The following is a 16,737-nucleotide window of genomic DNA, read 5'->3' as shown; positions in this document are numbered from 1 at the left end:
CTTTCGACTGCGTTCTACTTTAAACTGTTTAGTTCGTTTCGTGTCGCGTCATCAGCGAAGAAGGCGAACTATACGCCTCACCTAAACCTCTGTCAACTACTTCATCCTTTTATTTTTCACTATTTCATCATATGACTGTTTTTTAAGATTTTATTTTTAGTGCTTTTGACTTTTTTACGCCTGTCTATTTAAATTCTTCTCTTTACTCAGTCATTCCTTAGTACTAGTTAATCTGCTATTCCTGTATTTCTGATTAATCGGCTGCTTTTTATCTATGCCATATCTCTGTTTTAGTTGTCGCGTCTCGACTTATATGTTGCAGCTGTATAGTTTATGATTTTGGTAACTCTATATATGTTACTTCTATATCTCATTAAGCTTGTCTATGCTGTTACTTATAAACAGGCCTATTACTAAATTATGGCTTTGCTGTTTCAGTATGGTTGCTGTCTTATTTGCTAGTGCTTTTATTTTTATTTCTATCTGAAACAATAAATGACTGTATGGCAGAATTTTATATTTGTCGATAAATAAAACTGATAAATTGCTGATTGTGGTTATGGCTGGTTTAATCAGGAAGCAGCTTATTTTATTAATTTCTAATCTTGCTATTTGGCTTGTTTGATTATTATTGGATTTTTTCATTATTATGCCTCGTTTTTATGTTCCGTCTAGTATTTGTCATTCAGAGACATTTTCTTTACCGGATGCAACTGCGCGCCATGTACAGGTTTTGCGCTGCCAGCCGGGTGAGCTGATTGAATTGTTTGATGGTCTTGGTACTGTTTACCAAGCTGAAATTACAGCTATGGGTAAGAAAAATGTGGATGTGCTGATCCGTGGCAGTGAGACTGTTACGCTTGAGTCTCCATTGGCGATTACGTTGCTACAATCAGTTTCAAGCAGTGAACGGATGGATATGACTATCCAGAAAGCTGTGGAATTGGGAGTTACGCTGATTCAGCCGGTGCTGACGGAACGTAGTAGTCAGCGTTTAAGTGGTGAACGGGCGTTGAAAAAGCTGGAACGCTGGCAGGATATTGCGATTGGTGCATGTGAACAATGCGGGCGGACGATGGTGCCAGAAATTCGGCCGGTGGTGGATTTGGCTAATGCATTGGCTGGTTTGGCTACTGATGATTTAAAGCTGCTGATGAGTTTATGCCGACCACAGGCATTAACTGAGTTTGCACAGCCACAGGCGGTAACGCTGTTAATTGGCCCGGAAGGCGGGTTAAGTAATGCTGAGGAGGAGCTGGCAATTAAACATGGTTTCGCTGCTATCAGTCTGGGGCCGCGGGTATTGCGTACGGAAACGGCTTCGCTGGCGGCAATTGCTGCGATGCAGGTGTTATGGGGTGATTTTCGTAAGTAGTTCAGGATAGGTATTAAGAGTTGAAAAAACACCAGCCAGTGTGGCTGGTGATGTATTTAGTATTTTTCCGGAATGTAACGATAAGGGTAATTGGGTTCCTGATAATCGCCTTTATCCTGCCGCTTTGGTAGTTCGACTTTTTTCCGTGGTGTTTTTTTGTATGGAATTTCGCTGAGTATGTGTTTGATGATATTCAAACGCGCTTTCTTTTTGTCGTTGGAATCGACAACATACCATGGAGCCCATGAGGTATCGGTAGCCATAATCATTTCGTCACGGGCACGGGAGTAGTCGTACCAGCGACTGTAAGATTTGATATCCATGGGAGAGAGTTTCCAGATTTTACGCGGGTCATTAATCCGACCAAGCATGCGTCGGTGCTGTTCTTCCATGTTTACTTCAAGCCAGTATTTGAGCAGGATGATGCCCGAATTGATGATAGCCTTTTCCATAAAAGGAATGATTTCGAGAAATTCTTTGCTTTCCTGTTCTGTGCAAAATCCCATAACACGCTCTACACCGGCACGGTTATACCAGCTACGGTCAAAGATGATAACTTCGCCGGCTGCAGGTAAATGGGGAATGTAACGCTGCATGTACATTTGTGTTTTCTGGCGTTCACTCGGTGCTGGTAAGGCTACTACCTGAAATATGCGTGGACTGACTCTTTCGGTAATTGCTTTAATCGCACCACCCTTGCCTGCACCATCACGTCCTTCGAAGATGATGCAAACTTTTTGCCCAGAAGCTTTTACCCATTCTTGCAGGGCAACCATTTCACCCTGAAGTTTTTCCAGCTCTTTGTAGTATTTCTTTTTGGTGAGCTTTTTGTGTTTGCTATTTTTGTCGGTACAGATATTGCTTTGTTTTTCAGCTTGCTCGGTATCAGGCGTTTCTATCTCTGGTTGCAACTGTTTATCAGTCATAATTACCACCCTTTGCCGGTTGGTTTGTTAATAGTTAAACTACTTTTACCTATATAAACAGAATATTAATGATAACAGCCATTTGCAACTTGAGTTACGCGTTTTTACATTGTACTTTTATTCAGATATTCATTTTTGTGTAATCTGACTAATTTTTGGACAGAATGTCCATCTGTCCTATTGAGGATATGGAACGAATTATCGTGGCAGCTGGCTTTTGGCATTAGTACGCTGTTCGTCACGTACGGTAAACCACCATACGATTAAGCCAATTATTGCCAGCATAACACCAACCCATGCGGTGCTGCTCCAGCCCCAACCTGCGGCAATCGTTAAACCACCCAAATAAGGCCCCAGGGCATTGGCGGCGTTGAAGGCACTGTGATTCAGTGCTGCGGCCAGAGTTTGGGCATCTTTGGCTACATCCATAAGACGAATTTGTAACAATGTACCTACGGCACCGCTCATGCCGATGAGAACGACTTGTATGCATATCCAGTATGGATAATGTAGAGCAAAGGGATATAAGGCTAACATGATAGCCGACCATGCCAGTAACCATGCTAATCCTGACATCACATGGCGTCCAACCAGACGCGGTATGATGATGTTGCCTAGTGTCATGCCTACGCCGTATAAACACATAACCAATGGCACGCTTTTGGGTGACATGCCGGTAATGTTTTCTAGGGTTGAGGCCATGTAGGCATATATGCCAAACATGCCGCCAAAGCCGATGGCGCCTATGGCCAGCGTCAGCCAGATTTGACGATTGGTGAGCGCGCTGAGTTCCCGTACGGCATTGCTACCGCTACCCTGCATGCAGTTTGGTGGCAAAAAAAGAGCCACCAAGATGACAGTGGTCGCAGCCAGTAAGGCTACGATGAGAAAGACAACGCGCCAACCTACTGCCTGAGCCAGCCAGCTGCTTAAGGGTACGCCGATGGTGGTGGCTATGGTTAAGCCTATCATCATTAATCCAACAGCCTGTGTTCTTTTTTCTGGTGGTACCATGGCAGCGGCAACCAACGCGCCAACACCAAAATAAGCGCCATGTGGTAAGCCACTTAAAAAGCGAAATAGCATCATGCTGTTGTAGTTGGGGGCGAGCATGGTGCCCAGATGTGCCGAAGCAAAAAATGCCATGAGCACCAGTAACAGGCTACGCCGGCTGAAGCGCGCACCAAATATGGCAATAACGGGTGCTCCAACGACAACACCAAGGGCATAAATACTGATTAGATGCCCTGCTGTGGGTTCACTGATATTTAAGCCGCTGGCGATATAAGGCAAAACACTCATAGTGGCAAATTCGGTAGTACCAATGGCAAAACCACCAACTGCCAGGGCAAATAATAGCCAGCGTGGATGGGGGATACGGTTAGGTTCTGTGTTCATAGGTGTATTAGTATGCGGACGTATTGCAGCCGGGCTAATTGCGTGTTTATTAAGGTTTAAGTTTAACTGATTGAGAAATATTAGTAAAAAAACTGGTTTTACTCTACAACATACAATTTGCTGTTTTTAATTTGATTATGTTAATCGTTGTGAAGCATAAAATTTGGTGAGGATATATATTTGCAGATGATTTATTCTGTTATGGCTGTTGAATATGCTGTATTTTTGAATTTTATGCTTATGATTTAAATGCAAAGATAATTTAATTTGTAGCAGTTAATGGTTTTATATGGCTATCAGGGTATTGTTTTCTACAGATTTTATGCTTTAGCAGGATATAATAGTATTAATTATGCACTTTTTTATAAGCTTTTTATTTAGAAAGAATGGAATTAATGATGAGTAAGCCAAGTGCTCAAACAATTGAAAATCGTCGGGATGATGCGCAGTTGCTCGCAGATGAAGCAAAGTATTGTTCTTTTGGTGATACGGTACATTATGTTAATCCGCCGAAAATTTTTGATGGCTGCGAAGGCAGCTATATGTATGATAAAAATGGCACGCCCTATCTGGATTTGCAGATGTGGTATTCGGCCTGTAATTTTGGTTATGCTAATGAACGCTTGAATACGGTGTTAAAGCAGCAGGTAGATACTTTGCCGCAGTGTGCAAGCCAGTATTTGCATCCAACCAAAATTGAGCTGGCAAAAACTATTGCTGAGGATATGAAGCGCAAATTTGGGCGTGATGGTCGGGTTCATTTTAATGTTGGCGGTTCTCAGTGTATTGAGGATTCACTGAAAATTATCCGTAATGCGTCTGAAGGCCGGTCATTGATGTTTGCGTTTGAAGGTGGCTACCACGGTCGTACGCTGGGTGCATCTTCTATTACTTCAAGCTTCCGCTATCGCCGTCGCTATGGTCATTTTGCTGACCGTGCAATGTTTATTCCGTTTCCTTATCCGTTCCGTCGGCCTAAAGGTATGACAGCAGAGGAATATGGAGAACATCTGGTAGCTGATTTCGCCCGTTTGTTTGAAACGGAATACCACGGTGTGTGGGATCCGAAAGCAGGTCAGGCCGAATATGCGGCGTTCTATATAGAGCCGCTGCAAGGTACGGGTGGTTATATTGTGCCACCACGTAACTATTTTAAAGGACTGAAAAAAGTTCTGGATCAATATGGTATTTTGCTGGTGGTCGATGAAATTCAGATGGGCTTTTATCGCACTGGTAAGTTATGGTCGATTGAACACTTTGATGTACAACCAGATATGCTGGTGTTTGCTAAAGCATTGACCAATGGTCTGAATCCACTCGGTGGCTTGTGGGCACGGGAAGAGCTGATTAATCCGCAGGTATTCCCTGCTGGTTCTACTCATTCTACTTTTGCTTCAAATCCGCTGGGTACAGCCGTGGGTCTCGAAGTATTCAAAATGATGGCAGAAACCGATTATGAGAAAATGGTTATGGAAAGCGGTGCCTATTTCCTTGAAGGCTTGAAAACTTTGGAACAGCGCCATAAGGAAATCGGTGAAGTAGATGGTCTGGGACTGGCGTTGCGTGCCGAAATCTGTACTGAAGACGGCTTTACACCAAATAAGGCGCTGGTAGACAAGATGGTAGATATCGGTATGTCTGGCGATCTCGACTGGCAAGGCCAGAAAATGGGGCTGGTATTGGATATTGGCGGTTATTACAAGAATGTGATTACTTTTGCCCCATCATTGCATATTACGAAACAGGAAATTGATCAAGGTATTGAATTACTGGATCAATTGATTACGCGTGCTAAAAAAGAATTAAACGTTTAAGCCACGTAAGATGGCAGCTCGGCTGGTATTTAAGCCTGCTGCCGTATAGGATTTTATGAATTATCTGACTCAACTGGAACCGGATGAACTGGTCGAAACTTTTTTGGCCAGTCCTCCAAAAGATTTTACTGCATGGCAACTAACGAGTGATGTACCCGCTTTTGCTGCACGCTTTAATTTACTCACTACCGCTGATTCTGCTTTTCAGCAAAAAATTCGTCATTGGCCACTATTTCGTTGGTGGCAACGGTTTCTGCAACCTCTTACCTGTTTTATTGGCACAACGGTATCTGAATATGCTTTGTTCACTCAGCACCAATCAGCACAGCAATTAGCTTTAGAAATAAAGCAGAATTATGGCAAAAAATACCCGCTGCTGATTGTGAAAGATATTCCGCAACAGTCACCATTACTGGATACTCAGGCAAATGATTACGCAGCCACACTGATTCAATCATTGCAGCAACAGGGATTTATTGCAGTGGAAGGTCAGGCTTTAGCGTGGGTGCCTATTGATTTTAATGATATTGACGAATATCTGAGCCGCTTATCTTATCAACGCCGCAAAAATTTTCGACGTAAGTTGAAAACGCAGTCACTGGTTGAAACTGGTTGTCTACGCAGCGGTGATGCGTATTTTCAGGATGAGGACGTTTTAGCGCAGTTTTATCAGTTATATTTGAATGTTTACAATCAAAGTGAAATTCATTTTGATTTATTAACCCGGGAATTTTTTGTGCGTCTGTTGCAGGACAGCAGCAATCAAGCCCGAATTTTTACCTATCATTATCAACAGCAATTGATTGGATACAATATTTGTTTTGTTCTCAATAATATGCTGGTAGATAAATATATTGGCTTTGTTTATCCACAGGCTCGGAAGCTGAATCTGTATTATCTGAGCTGGTTTTATAATCTGGATTACGCTAGACAGCACGGACTGGATTTTTATGTAGCCGGTTGGACTGATCCGCAAGTGAAAGCATCCTTAGGCGCACATTTCACTTTTACCAAGCATATGGTCTATGTACGTAACCCGGTTTTAAGAACCTTACTATCCAAGATCAGTAGCCGCTTTGAGCAGGACAAAACTTGGCAGGAAGCCAGTAAGCAACATAGTCAGGATAGTAAAACACATGAATAAACCGGTAATTCTGGATTTTGACCACAGTACGGGCACAATAGCAGATGCTTTCAGAATTGAACTGGGGCAATGGCAGGAAGCTATTCGTTTTGGCTGTTCACAAGCCAAATTCAAACAGTTACAGGCAGAACTGGCACGACAGTTACCAGCGTGCTATGGTACGGTACTGATGGGTAGCGGCGATTACCACCATGTTTCACTATTACTGATTAAACGTTTACAGCAATATTTCAGTGCTGCTAACCCAATACAGATAGTTATTTTTGACAATCATCCAGACAATATGCGCTATCTGTTTGGGATTCATTGTGGCTCATGGGTAAGCTATGTGGCGCAATTGCCTTTTGTCAGCCACGTACATGTACTGGGTATTACTTCAAATGATATTGGCCTTGCTCACTGCTGGGAAAACCGACTGGCGCCATTATTTCAAGGTAAATTAACTTACTGGTGTATGGATGTTCAGGTTGGCTGGGCAAAAAAAATCGGCCTACAACAGGCTTTTCGTGCCTTTGCTTCACCAGAAGAGCTGGTTAGCGCATTTATTCATGCACAGCAACAAACCAGTGAATCAGTATATGTTTCAATTGATAAGGATGTGCTGAGTAAGGATGTGGTGCAAACCAACTGGGATCAGGGTCGTATGCAGCTAGAGCATCTATTGAGTGTCATTGCTGCTCTGAATCAGCGCATTATTGGTAGTGACATTACCGGAGAAGTTTCTCAATGGCAATACACCAGCCGGCTCAAACGTCTGCTCAGCGCCATGGACAAACAGGAACCGATTCCGGCAGTCACGCTGGCTGCATGGCAGCAACAACACCATGCTGTTAACCAGCAGCTGCTCACTGCTTTAGCTCAACATCAGCAAACGGCATCTTGAATAACTTCACCTATTCGGGCAAATTGTGCATCGGTCAGCCATGGGCTATTGGTAATGGTTAACATACGTGCAGCAAAATCTTCAGCATTTGGCGTGGCCATAGTAGGCACAATCGGGCGCAAGTAATCGTATTGTGCCAGTGTATGGATGAATAAACGGGTTACGCCTAAAGGACTAGCCCATAATTGGTTTAATACTGCATCGCGGTGCTGGCCGGTGGGCAATAACACCATCAGAAATGGCCATACTCCCTGACCATGCTGGTCAATAATCACCTGTACGCCGGTAATGCTCTGCAACTGTTGAATACGTTGCTGCGCCTGTTGTTGCAGGGTATGTAAAAATGCCGGTAAGCGCTGTAAGGCATTCGCAGCGACATTCTGACGCCAGCGGCTAACCCGATGCAAAGGGATAGCAAAATCAAAATCATCGCCTACTGCTGCAACCCATTGCTGCCGACGCAGGGCTTTGCGCCGGCCGTGTCCATAGGCAAAGTGCAACCCAGTAGGATTATATAAGGCGGTATACCCTAAAAGCTCGAGAGTTCGCAGTGCTTCCCATTTAAGCTGCAATGGTAATAACCTGTCGGCGGTGGTTTGTAAACTGCGGCGTAACTGTGTATCAGCTGCGGTTAGTAAACCTCCTTCATACATGGTTAGCCCTTTACCGGCCGCCAGGCTAAACAATACAACATCGCCATACTTGCCCACTTCAGCACCCAATGCCTGCGCCGCATCTTCTATTACGCTAATCTGGTGTGGCTGTACCAGTTGTTTAACGGTATCTACATCCGTTACCCGTCCACCCAGATGAGTGGGTATGACAGCCAATACATGCTCATTTAACAGGGTAGTAAGTTGTGCAATATCCAGATCAATGCTGTCTGGCCTTAAATCACATAGCTGTATCTGTAAACCACAATGGTGAATGGCTAAAGCTACCAGTGGACAGGTGTATGCCGGAACAATTACGGTTTTGCGTTGGGGATGTTGTTGTGCCAGCGTGGTTAAGGCAATAATCAGCGCGGCCGTACCGGAACAGGTAACCTGCAATGGCGACAAATTTAATTGTGCACTGACACTGTCTGACAGTGATTGCTGTGTCGGCAACCAGTCACGCCATTTCAATGGTAAACCGGCAGTAGGCGGATTTTCATAATAGCTGGGCATAAATAGCACTAAAACTCAGACCCATAAAATTTAACACGCTTCATCATCTTTGCTGTGTTCAGTTTGGATGATTTCTTTTTCAGCCAGAGCCAAAAAGATGATGCCAGCCACAATAAATACTGCACCAATAATACGTATAGCAGTGATATGTTCATGAAACAGAAAAGCTGAAACCACCATAACCGTCACTACTTCCAGATGCGAAGCAGCAAACGCCGGGCCAACTGGGGCTTTCTTAAGTAACATCATCCAAGTAAAAAATGCCCCAATGTAGCCTGCAATGGCAATATAGACCCATGGCTGAGTAAATACCCGGATAATCCAGTCTAAACTTGCCTCTAGGGGCTGGGCATGAATAGCAGTTAGTTTAAAACTGCTTTGCCCTAGCGTATCGAACAATAATAAGAGCGCAAAACCAATTAAATAAAATTTACGCATTATGACGCTCCCACCAGTACTACCCCGATGGTGATACAGAACATGCCAATCAGCCGAAAACGAGTAAGTTTTTCCTGAAACAGCACACGTCCAACCAGCATCAGTACAATAATATTAATTGAACCCAGTAATATACCTTGTGACAAAGGCACCTGACTTAAAAACGCCAACCACAATAAAAATTCAGCGACATAGGAACCGATGCCAATCCATAACCAGTAATTACTGAACAGGTCGACCCAGTAATACCAGCCATCACGATTATTCGGCGCTATGGCTGCATATTTAAATGCAGTTTGTCCAAGCGTATCAAAACAAACGTTGGCCAACCACAACATGAACACAATCAGGGTCATACAATATTTCTTTCTGCTATAAGATGAGTATTCACTTAAGCTGACTGAGCAATATTTTCAAAAAAGGCAACTGACTGGTTGATAACTTCGCGCCGCTGCCGATCAATAGTAATCAGATGATAACTGTCATCCAGCACCACAAATCGAGTCGTTCCGCTAACATGCTTTTCTACTAAACGGGCATTGGTATTGATATTGGCAATATCATCGTGACCGGAATGCATAATCAGACAAGGGGCCTTTACCTGTGGTAGTTGCCGCCGCATCAGTTTAGCCAGTGTCTGCATTTCCGCCAATGCCGGAAATGGATTGCCAGCCAGACCAGCGCTGGCACTGTCGCCACTGAACATACTGGCAGCGACAGTTGCACGGATACGTTCGTCTTTCAGCCCATATGGAGGCTTTTCAATAAAAGAGGTTTTCTGAAATAAATGTAATTTTTTTAAAAAGGGTAACAAAACAAAAAGCTGTTTTGCCCAGAAGGGAATAGACCAGCCATCATAGCTAAACGTTACCCCATAGACACCAACACCCTTTACCAGCTCTGGCTGATCAGCAGCCAGCTTCAATGCCAATAGCGCGCCCATCGATAATCCGGCTACGAATAGGTAATCAACATGTTGCTGTAAAAACTGCGCAGCTTCCTGCACACTGGCATACCAGTCATGCCACGTGGTCTGACATAAATCAGCCTCATCACCACAATGACCGGCCAGCTGCATTGCATACACAGTAAAACCGGCCTGATGCAACCCTTTGGCCAGAATACGCATCTCATTTGGTGTACCGGTTAAACCGTGAATCAGGAGCACGCCTTTGCGATTACCGGGTAAAAAATAGGAAGAATCTTGAATCATAATTTGAAATCAGCTATTAAAGCCTTATGCAGGAGACAGACAGTAATTTTCAGCTGGTGCTGTAATTAGGTCAGGCAAAATGGCAACAACATCATTAAAATCCTTAATCGGATAGTGTCGAATGCCCTGCTGCTGACAAAAATCAATTAGCTTATCTTTAGCAAAAACCAAATCTACTTTATCTGCCACACAAAAATCCGAAGTACCATCACCAACATAAAAAATCTTTTGAAAACCAACTAACTGTCGGCGATGTTGACATTTACAATTGCCACTGGCTTTAAGACAGTGTTCATTGGCATAAGGAAAATCCAGTTTCCAGCCCTGCCGCTGATCATGCAATAAACGATTTGCAAAAATAGGCAAGAAATCAAAATTATATTGCTTCAGAATCGTCCGAATTGCATAATCTAGCCCATCACTGACAATATGCACATTTAAATGTGCATTACGCACCAGATCAATAAATGCGCTAAATGCTGGATCAATTCTGATTTGTGCCAGCACACTGTCCAATTCTGCCTGGCTAGCTTGTATATTAGCAATTTGCTGACGCATACATTCACGTGAACCAATCATGCCATCCAACCATTGCTGCTCCAATAAGGCACATTTTTCATTGCCGAAATGGTTCAGTAAGGTATCCGTAACATCTTTCTCACTAATGGTACCGTCAAAATCGCACAATATCGTATACTGAGTTAAACCATTGGCATAGAATAATGGTTTGTGGCTAGTCTGGTTCTCAACAATGGGAGTGAAACAGCTCATATTATCCCGAGTAAAAATTACAAACGAAAACAGGCTGGCATTGTAATAAGGAAAAAGGTGGATTATTCAAAATGATGAATACATTTGTGTGTAAGCAAATATAACCAACACACTCAGTTTTCCGCCAATCACGACTTACTGCTATACATATTGCAAACCAGCTGAAGCCGTGATTTGCCAGTCTGAGATTAAGGCTTATCAAAATACATTAGCTGATTAGTATACATTCATTTTGAATATGAATTTCAGTTCAATATATTGATAAAAACAGGAATACTTTCATGAATGTGCCAATGTATCCGGCTAAAATTCAAACTACTTGTTAGCTGCCATCAGCATCAAACCTATCCCCAACAGATACTCATTTATCCAGATAACTTATATCTGGCAAATTTAGTCAAACAAACCGTATATTCTAAAACATTTCAGCCAGAAATTAAACCTATGTGATTGACGTATCTGTGAAATGATAGAAACAAATAGAGCGCTAAAATAATAACCATTGTTACATTTACAATGGAAGCAAACAAAAGGATAACTAATTTATCTTAATTTTACACAATGATCAAGCCATGCTCCTATCAAACTCCTTTTAGGCACAAGTAATCGTTCTATACAGAATAATTAGCTTACCCATTTTAATACTCTGTTTCACTACTCTACGCTGAAATCATTGCTGTTATTAAAACAGTCTGGTAGGCACCAGCATGATCTACTTTAACTATCCATATTTGTATTACTATTTATTTCTACAGTAGTCTGTTCCTATTACCAGCAAGCACATAAAGAAAAAGTGCGGAAAAATCCGCACTTTATATTCAAAATAATTCATCAACAATATGGAACTCAAACATTCTTATGAATTACCGTTGTCTATAATTTACCTGCTACCACACCTGTTAGCGCAAATCTTTTGATGAATTAGATACATGGCTCCGATTAACGGTAACATCATCCAGATCGTGACCAGGATTCATCACCATATCCCCAACTTTCACAGGATTGGATGCACCTATAATAAGAGCTGAAGACAGTTTGTCACTAACACGATAAATCAACGCCAGACCAACCTCCTCAGCAGGAATACTCAGGTATCCAATTATGCTGCGCGATGCTTTAGGGTCAGTAGATATACCGCCCTTAAGTTGGTGACTCTTTTTATACAGACTCACGACTGTACCTTTATCGACTCCATCATTACTACCCAAATTCAGGGTAATTGTCTGGTATGCCCCTGCCTCTTCGGTTCCGTCCATAACAGAAATGATTTTACCTTTAACCTGAGTATTGGGTGCGTGTGGCATCATCTGGAACGAATCGTGTTCATCGGTTATTTTTAACAGATAATCACCTTTATTAATTTCCGATGCAGTATTGGTAACCACCAACGGCTGCGCGGTACGAGTAGGTAGTTTAATCAGCGGATTCAAGCGCGTATAATATTCATCTTTGGGCAAGCTGGCAGCATCACTTGGACTGCGTTCAGCCAGAGCACTATTTTGTTCAGCCAGAGTAGCCACTTCACCACTGAAGCGTACCAGCTGCCCCAGATATTTATGTGTATCCGGATCAGTAATATCTTTCTCAATCCGGTAAACCAAATAACGGCCTGCTTCCAGTGTACGATCAGCATAAACACGATCACCTGTTGTAAACATAACGCGACTTTCAGGCCCTTTGACAAGACGTGGTGCCTTTCTGGTTTGTTCTTTGTTAATGACCTGCGGATGCTGCATAAATATACGGTAAAAATCGACATCTACGGTATTAATACCATAACCGGAAGACATATTACGCACCCGTGGCTGCAGCTTAACAGTTGGAATATCACCACTGTTGTCAAAACCGAGGCGGGGTTGACCATCAACATAACGAAGGCTTAAAACCTGTCCTGGATAGATTTTCTGTGGATTCTGAATCTGGGCACGATTAGAACCCCACAGTTGTGGCCATTGCCACGGACTGTAAAGATACTTACCGGATATGCTCCACAGAGTATCGCCGTTTTTCACTACATATTGTGCTGGTGCATCCGGACGTAATTTCAATTTGGCCATTACGGGTGTAGAGATTGCCACACCCAGCGTACACAGCAGGGTTATAATATGTTTATGCATGTAAAGTATCCTTAGTGAACTTACTGTTTTAAATGGTCGTTGTATGACATAGTATGGATATTAGTGCCAGTTTACCTGAATCCATATCAACAATCTTTAAAAAATCCATATTGCCATCATGTAATCAGGTCAAATTGAACAAGGAATTAAACACACAATGGCTCTATTAAACATTTTACAATATCCTGATGAGCGTTTACACACTGTTGCGCAATCTGTGACTCAATTTGATAACAGAATTCGCACTCTGGTGCAGGATATGGCCGAAACCATGTACCAGGCACGCGGTATCGGGCTGGCCGCAACTCAGGTTAATATTCATGAACGTGTAGTGGTGATGGATCTTTCCGAGGAACGTAACGAACTGCGCGTATTTATCAATCCGGTGATTACTGCCAGAGAAGGTGATACTGAATACGAAGAAGGCTGCCTTTCTGTACCCGGTATTTATGAGTTAGTGCACCGTTCGGAGCGCATCACTGTCGAAGCATATGATGAACATGGTGAAAAATTCACACTAGAAGCGGATGGCCTATTGGCTATCTGTATTCAGCACGAGCTGGACCATCTCGCCGGCAAAGTATTTGTCGAATATCTGTCACCATTGAAACAGAATCGCATCAAAACCAAACTGAAAAAACGCGCACGCGAAAAAATGTGAATAACCCTGTTGTCAGCCCTGATATTTGTACCACCATCTTTAAATGATAATGATGGTGTCTTTTGTGGATCTATTGCATGAAGCCTTCTGTTATTTTTGCTGGAACGCCTGATTTTGCCGCCGCAGCCCTTGATGCTATTGTTGCTGCCGGTTTTGATGTACCGCTGGTATTAACCCAGCCAGATCGCCCCTGTGGCCGTGGATTAAAGTTACAGCCCAGCGCAGTCAAAAAGGCTGCACTGGCACATGGTCTCACAGTAATCCAGCCAAGCACACTGAAAACGGCTGAAGCACAGGCAACACTACAAGAGCAGAATGCGGATGTAATGGTGGTGGCTGCTTATGGATTATTATTACCGCAGGCAGTGCTGGATATTCCCAGATATGGCTGTCTGAATATTCACGCGTCACTACTGCCACGCTGGCGTGGTGCCGCACCAATACAGCGCGCTATTGAAGCTGGTGATCAGGAAACCGGTGTATGTATTATGCAAATGGATGCTGGTCTGGATACGGGTGCAGTAATCAGCCGGCATATTTATACCATTAATTCTGATGATACGGCTGCTGAAGTACACGATGCACTGATGCATCTGGGTGCGAATGCAATTGTTGCAGATTTGCAACAAATCACCCGATTACAACCCACGGCACAAAGCGAAACGGGCGTAACCTATGCTCGCAAATTAAGCAAAGCCGAAGCACAAATCGACTGGACACGTCCCTCCACGGAAATAGCCCGCAAAATTCGTGCCTTTAATCCGGTACCAGGCGCATGGACTGTCTGGCAGGACAAACCACTTAAAATCTGGCGCGCACAAGTCACTTCGCATACTGGGATACCAGGCACAGTACTGCATAGTAACGAGCATGAACTGATTATTGCCTGCGGCTGTGGCGCCATCAGTATTGAGGAAATCCAGAAAGCTGGCAGCAAGGCCATGCCTGTTACCGCCTTTCAGGCTGGCAATACTTTACAGCAAGGTATAGTACTGGCATCAGCGGAGAGCAATACATGAGTATGGCGCGTGCCCAGCAACTGGCGGCTCACGCCATCGGTGAAGTATTAAACGGACGTAATCTCAGCGAAGTTCTGGTTCAGGTAATGCAGCATCCAGAACTGTCGGCTGCGGATAAAGGTGCCTTGCAGGATCTCAGTCATGGTAGTCTGCGTCATTTAGGCATGTTGCGACAACTTGTGCAACAAATGACAAAAACATTACCACCGGCAGAAATTGGCAACCTTCTCGTCATTGCTTTATATCAACTGCACTTTACCCGCAATGCAGCCCATGCCGTGGTTAATGAAGCCGTTAATCATGCCCGCCAGCTGCACGGAGGCCGTTACCAGAAGCTGGTTAATGCTTTGTTGCGGCGCTTTTTGCGTGAGCGCGAAACCTTACTGGCCAGCGCACTTAAACAGAATGAAGCGCGTTACAACCTGCCTGCATGGTGGTTAAATTACCTGAAAAAGCATTATCCCCAGCACTGGCACAACCTGGTCACAGCCATGGCGCAACATCCACCCATGACATTGCGGGTCAACCGTCGTTATACGGATGCTGAACAGTATCTGACGAAACTGACGGCTGCTGGCATTCCGGCCAGAATTCTGGATACTCATAGCATCATGCTACAACAGGCAGTACCTGTACAGAAGCTGCCGGACTTCGCAGCGGGCCACGTGTCGGTACAGGACTTCGGTGCCCAGCAGGCTATTCCCATGCTTAACCCGCAGTCTGGCGAACGTATTCTGGATGCCTGTGCTGCTCCCGGTGGCAAAACCGGACATATACTCGAATGGGCAGACTGTGACGTTACCGCGCTGGATATTGATCCTTTGCGCCTGAAACGCGTACAGGACAACCTGCAGCGCTTGCAGCAACAAGCACACTTGCATTGTGCTGACGCAAAAGAGCTGCACTCATGGTATGATAACAACACTTTTGATGCCATTCTGGCTGATGTACCATGCACAGCTTCAGGTGTAGTAAAACGTCATCCAGACATCAAATGGCTACGCCAGCCACAGGATAGCCGGAAAACTGCGTTACAGCAGGAAGCGTTACTGGACAGCCTGTGGCTGACATTAAAATCAGGCGGTCGCCTGCTTTTAGCCACCTGTTCGATTTTTATGGAAGAAAATCAGCAACAGCTAACCCATTTTTTAACCCGACATGCGGATGCCCGCCAGCGTCAATCACGTGTATTGTTACCGGACAGCAAACAAGATGGCTTTTTTTACGCGCTTATCGATAAAATCTAGTCTATTTTTTGCCTGTCTCCTCTGCCTGAGTACTGCCGTAGTAAAGGCAGAGGGCATCAGCACTACACGTGCTCAGGCTTACATTACCAGCAATGGCCAGCTTTCCATCAATACACGTTTTAATACCCAGCTGCCCGATCAGCTAAAACAGGCACTGACACAGGGTGTACCATTAAACTTTGACCTGAACTATCAGCTTACCTCTCCCACACTTGCTTCCTACCGCAACCGGATTAACAATCTGATTGCCGGTGATAATCTTATTCAGTACAAACTGGCCTTTCATCCACTTACTAATCGCTATCGTGTCAGTATGGGGTCTACTTTTTCTACAGAATACAACAGTCTTGATACCGCACTCAGAGCCATTGGCGCAGCAGCTAATTGGCGTGTACTCAGCAGCGGTGCACTCAGTGGTGTATCAGCAGGAGAAGTCCGTGCAGATGTACGTCTGAGCCTGAGCATCAGCCAACTACCAAAACCATTTCAAATCAATGCACTAACATCTCATAGCTGGCAACTGGATTCTGGCTGGCATCGTCTTGTTATCAACGTGGATTAA

At 44.0% G+C, this 16,737-nt stretch carries 17 protein-coding genes; 8 read left to right on the top strand and 9 right to left on the bottom strand.

The genetic code is table 11. The annotated features are described in order from the left end of the window. Positions 1-363: 363 nt before the first annotated feature. Positions 364-645 (bottom strand): hypothetical protein, encoded by a 282-nt coding sequence (locus GYX26_RS10765; RefSeq protein WP_174829241.1) that lies wholly within the window; start codon positions 643-645, stop codon positions 364-366. Positions 646-649: 4 nt separating this feature from the next. On the opposite strand from GYX26_RS10765, the gene GYX26_RS10760 reads away from it, so the two are divergent. Next, entirely contained in the window at positions 650-1,375 is a 726-nt protein-coding gene (locus tag GYX26_RS10760; RefSeq protein WP_174829240.1) for a 16S rRNA (uracil(1498)-N(3))-methyltransferase, read from the top strand. Positions 1,376-1,431: 56 nt separating this feature from the next. On the opposite strand, the gene ppk2 is transcribed toward GYX26_RS10760, so the two are convergent. Both ppk2 and GYX26_RS10750 read right to left on the bottom strand, forming a co-directional pair. Then, the gene (gene ppk2, locus GYX26_RS10755) at positions 1,432-2,301 is read right to left on the bottom strand and encodes a polyphosphate kinase 2 (protein WP_100090425.1); all 870 of its coding nucleotides are present in this window, start codon (positions 2,299-2,301) and stop codon (positions 1,432-1,434) included. 198 nt (positions 2,302-2,499) lie between these two features. Beyond that, positions 2,500-3,699 carry an MFS transporter gene (locus tag GYX26_RS10750; protein ID WP_100090424.1) on the bottom strand — a complete coding sequence of 400 codons (1,200 nt, stop codon included), beginning with the start codon at positions 3,697-3,699 and terminating at the stop codon, positions 2,500-2,502. 398 nt (positions 3,700-4,097) lie between these two features. On the opposite strand from GYX26_RS10750, the gene GYX26_RS10745 reads away from it, so the two are divergent. Genes GYX26_RS10745 through GYX26_RS10735 form a run of 3 tightly spaced genes read left to right on the top strand, consistent with a single transcriptional unit; the run spans position 4,098 to position 7,540 of the window. Next, a complete protein-coding gene (locus GYX26_RS10745; RefSeq protein WP_174829239.1) occupies positions 4,098-5,513 on the top strand; it encodes an aspartate aminotransferase family protein in 1,416 nt (471 codons plus the stop codon). Between the two features lie 55 nt (positions 5,514-5,568). Continuing rightward, positions 5,569-6,657, top strand: coding sequence for a GNAT family N-acetyltransferase (locus tag GYX26_RS10740; protein ID WP_174829238.1), 1,089 nt, complete (start codon positions 5,569-5,571; stop codon positions 6,655-6,657). Further along, complete coding sequence (locus GYX26_RS10735) at positions 6,650-7,540, top strand: arginase family protein (RefSeq protein ID WP_174829237.1); 891 nt, start codon at positions 6,650-6,652, stop codon at positions 7,538-7,540. The genes GYX26_RS10740 and GYX26_RS10735 overlap by 8 nt, the downstream gene beginning before the upstream one ends. Here the strand turns inward: GYX26_RS10735 and GYX26_RS10730 are convergent. The 6 genes from GYX26_RS10730 to GYX26_RS10705 form a co-directional block, all read right to left on the bottom strand. Then, complete coding sequence (locus GYX26_RS10730) at positions 7,522-8,709, bottom strand: DegT/DnrJ/EryC1/StrS family aminotransferase (protein ID WP_174829236.1); 1,188 nt, start codon at positions 8,707-8,709, stop codon at positions 7,522-7,524. The two genes, GYX26_RS10735 and GYX26_RS10730, sit on opposite strands and share 19 nt — an antisense overlap. 30 nt (positions 8,710-8,739) lie before the next feature. Beyond that, positions 8,740-9,147: a multidrug efflux SMR transporter gene (locus tag GYX26_RS10725; protein ID WP_100090419.1), complete on the bottom strand. Its 408-nt coding sequence runs from the start codon at positions 9,145-9,147 to the stop codon at positions 8,740-8,742. Then, positions 9,147-9,503, bottom strand: a complete 357-nt coding sequence (locus GYX26_RS10720) for an EamA family transporter (protein WP_100090418.1) — start codon at positions 9,501-9,503, stop codon at positions 9,147-9,149. Before GYX26_RS10720 ends, GYX26_RS10725 begins: the two co-directional genes overlap by 1 nt. A gap of 35 nt (positions 9,504-9,538) precedes the next feature. Continuing rightward, a complete protein-coding gene (locus GYX26_RS10715; RefSeq protein WP_174829235.1) occupies positions 9,539-10,360 on the bottom strand; it encodes a carboxylesterase in 822 nt (273 codons plus the stop codon). A gap of 24 nt (positions 10,361-10,384) precedes the next feature. Further along, positions 10,385-11,131 carry an MtnX-like HAD-IB family phosphatase gene (locus GYX26_RS10710; protein WP_174829234.1) on the bottom strand — a complete coding sequence of 249 codons (747 nt, stop codon included), beginning with the start codon at positions 11,129-11,131 and terminating at the stop codon, positions 10,385-10,387. 899 nt (positions 11,132-12,030) lie between these two features. Beyond that, positions 12,031-13,248, bottom strand: a complete 1,218-nt coding sequence (locus tag GYX26_RS10705) for a LysM peptidoglycan-binding domain-containing protein (RefSeq protein WP_174829233.1) — start codon at positions 13,246-13,248, stop codon at positions 12,031-12,033. A gap of 157 nt (positions 13,249-13,405) precedes the next feature. Here GYX26_RS10705 and def point away from each other — a divergent pair, with 157 nt between their 5' ends. The 4 genes from def to GYX26_RS10685 all read left to right on the top strand — a co-directional run bounded on the left by def (position 13,406) and on the right by GYX26_RS10685 (position 16,737). Beyond that, positions 13,406-13,909: a peptide deformylase gene (def, locus tag GYX26_RS10700; protein ID WP_174829232.1), complete on the top strand. Its 504-nt coding sequence runs from the start codon at positions 13,406-13,408 to the stop codon at positions 13,907-13,909. Positions 13,910-13,986: 77 nt separating this feature from the next. Beyond that, positions 13,987-14,928 (top strand): methionyl-tRNA formyltransferase, encoded by a 942-nt coding sequence (gene fmt / locus GYX26_RS10695; RefSeq protein WP_174829231.1) that lies wholly within the window; start codon positions 13,987-13,989, stop codon positions 14,926-14,928. After that, positions 14,925-16,175, top strand: coding sequence for a 16S rRNA (cytosine(967)-C(5))-methyltransferase RsmB (gene rsmB / locus GYX26_RS10690; RefSeq protein WP_174829230.1), 1,251 nt, complete (start codon positions 14,925-14,927; stop codon positions 16,173-16,175). The genes fmt and rsmB overlap by 4 nt, the downstream gene beginning before the upstream one ends. After that, positions 16,141-16,737 (top strand): DUF4390 domain-containing protein, encoded by a 597-nt coding sequence (locus GYX26_RS10685; protein WP_174829229.1) that lies wholly within the window; start codon positions 16,141-16,143, stop codon positions 16,735-16,737. The genes rsmB and GYX26_RS10685 overlap by 35 nt, the downstream gene beginning before the upstream one ends.

The organism is Snodgrassella sp. ESL0253 (assembly GCF_013344965.1).
GTDB classification, from domain to species: Bacteria; Pseudomonadota; Gammaproteobacteria; order Burkholderiales; family Neisseriaceae; genus Snodgrassella; species Snodgrassella alvi_B.
Note: the sequence above shows the minus strand (reverse complement) of the source record. Positions and strands in the feature narration are given on the sequence as shown.

Coding starts and splice junctions, on each gene's coding strand:
- GYX26_RS10765 (WP_174829241.1), bottom strand. CDS start 645: ATGAAAAAATCCAATAATAATCAAACAAGCCAAATAGCAAGATTAGAA.
- GYX26_RS10760 (WP_174829240.1), top strand. CDS start 650: ATGCCTCGTTTTTATGTTCCGTCTAGTATTTGTCATTCAGAGACATTT.
- ppk2 (WP_100090425.1), bottom strand. CDS start 2,301: ATGACTGATAAACAGTTGCAACCAGAGATAGAAACGCCTGATACCGAG.
- GYX26_RS10750 (WP_100090424.1), bottom strand. CDS start 3,699: ATGAACACAGAACCTAACCGTATCCCCCATCCACGCTGGCTATTATTT.
- GYX26_RS10745 (WP_174829239.1), top strand. CDS start 4,098: ATGAGTAAGCCAAGTGCTCAAACAATTGAAAATCGTCGGGATGATGCG.
- GYX26_RS10740 (WP_174829238.1), top strand. CDS start 5,569: ATGAATTATCTGACTCAACTGGAACCGGATGAACTGGTCGAAACTTTT.
- GYX26_RS10735 (WP_174829237.1), top strand. CDS start 6,650: ATGAATAAACCGGTAATTCTGGATTTTGACCACAGTACGGGCACAATA.
- GYX26_RS10730 (WP_174829236.1), bottom strand. CDS start 8,709: ATGCCCAGCTATTATGAAAATCCGCCTACTGCCGGTTTACCATTGAAA.
- GYX26_RS10725 (WP_100090419.1), bottom strand. CDS start 9,147: ATGCGTAAATTTTATTTAATTGGTTTTGCGCTCTTATTATTGTTCGAT.
- GYX26_RS10720 (WP_100090418.1), bottom strand. CDS start 9,503: ATGACCCTGATTGTGTTCATGTTGTGGTTGGCCAACGTTTGTTTTGAT.
- GYX26_RS10715 (WP_174829235.1), bottom strand. CDS start 10,360: ATGATTCAAGATTCTTCCTATTTTTTACCCGGTAATCGCAAAGGCGTG.
- GYX26_RS10710 (WP_174829234.1), bottom strand. CDS start 11,131: ATGAGCTGTTTCACTCCCATTGTTGAGAACCAGACTAGCCACAAACCA.
- GYX26_RS10705 (WP_174829233.1), bottom strand. CDS start 13,248: ATGCATAAACATATTATAACCCTGCTGTGTACGCTGGGTGTGGCAATC.
- def (WP_174829232.1), top strand. CDS start 13,406: ATGGCTCTATTAAACATTTTACAATATCCTGATGAGCGTTTACACACT.
- fmt (WP_174829231.1), top strand. CDS start 13,987: ATGAAGCCTTCTGTTATTTTTGCTGGAACGCCTGATTTTGCCGCCGCA.
- rsmB (WP_174829230.1), top strand. CDS start 14,925: ATGAGTATGGCGCGTGCCCAGCAACTGGCGGCTCACGCCATCGGTGAA.
- GYX26_RS10685 (WP_174829229.1), top strand. CDS start 16,141: ATGGCTTTTTTTACGCGCTTATCGATAAAATCTAGTCTATTTTTTGCC.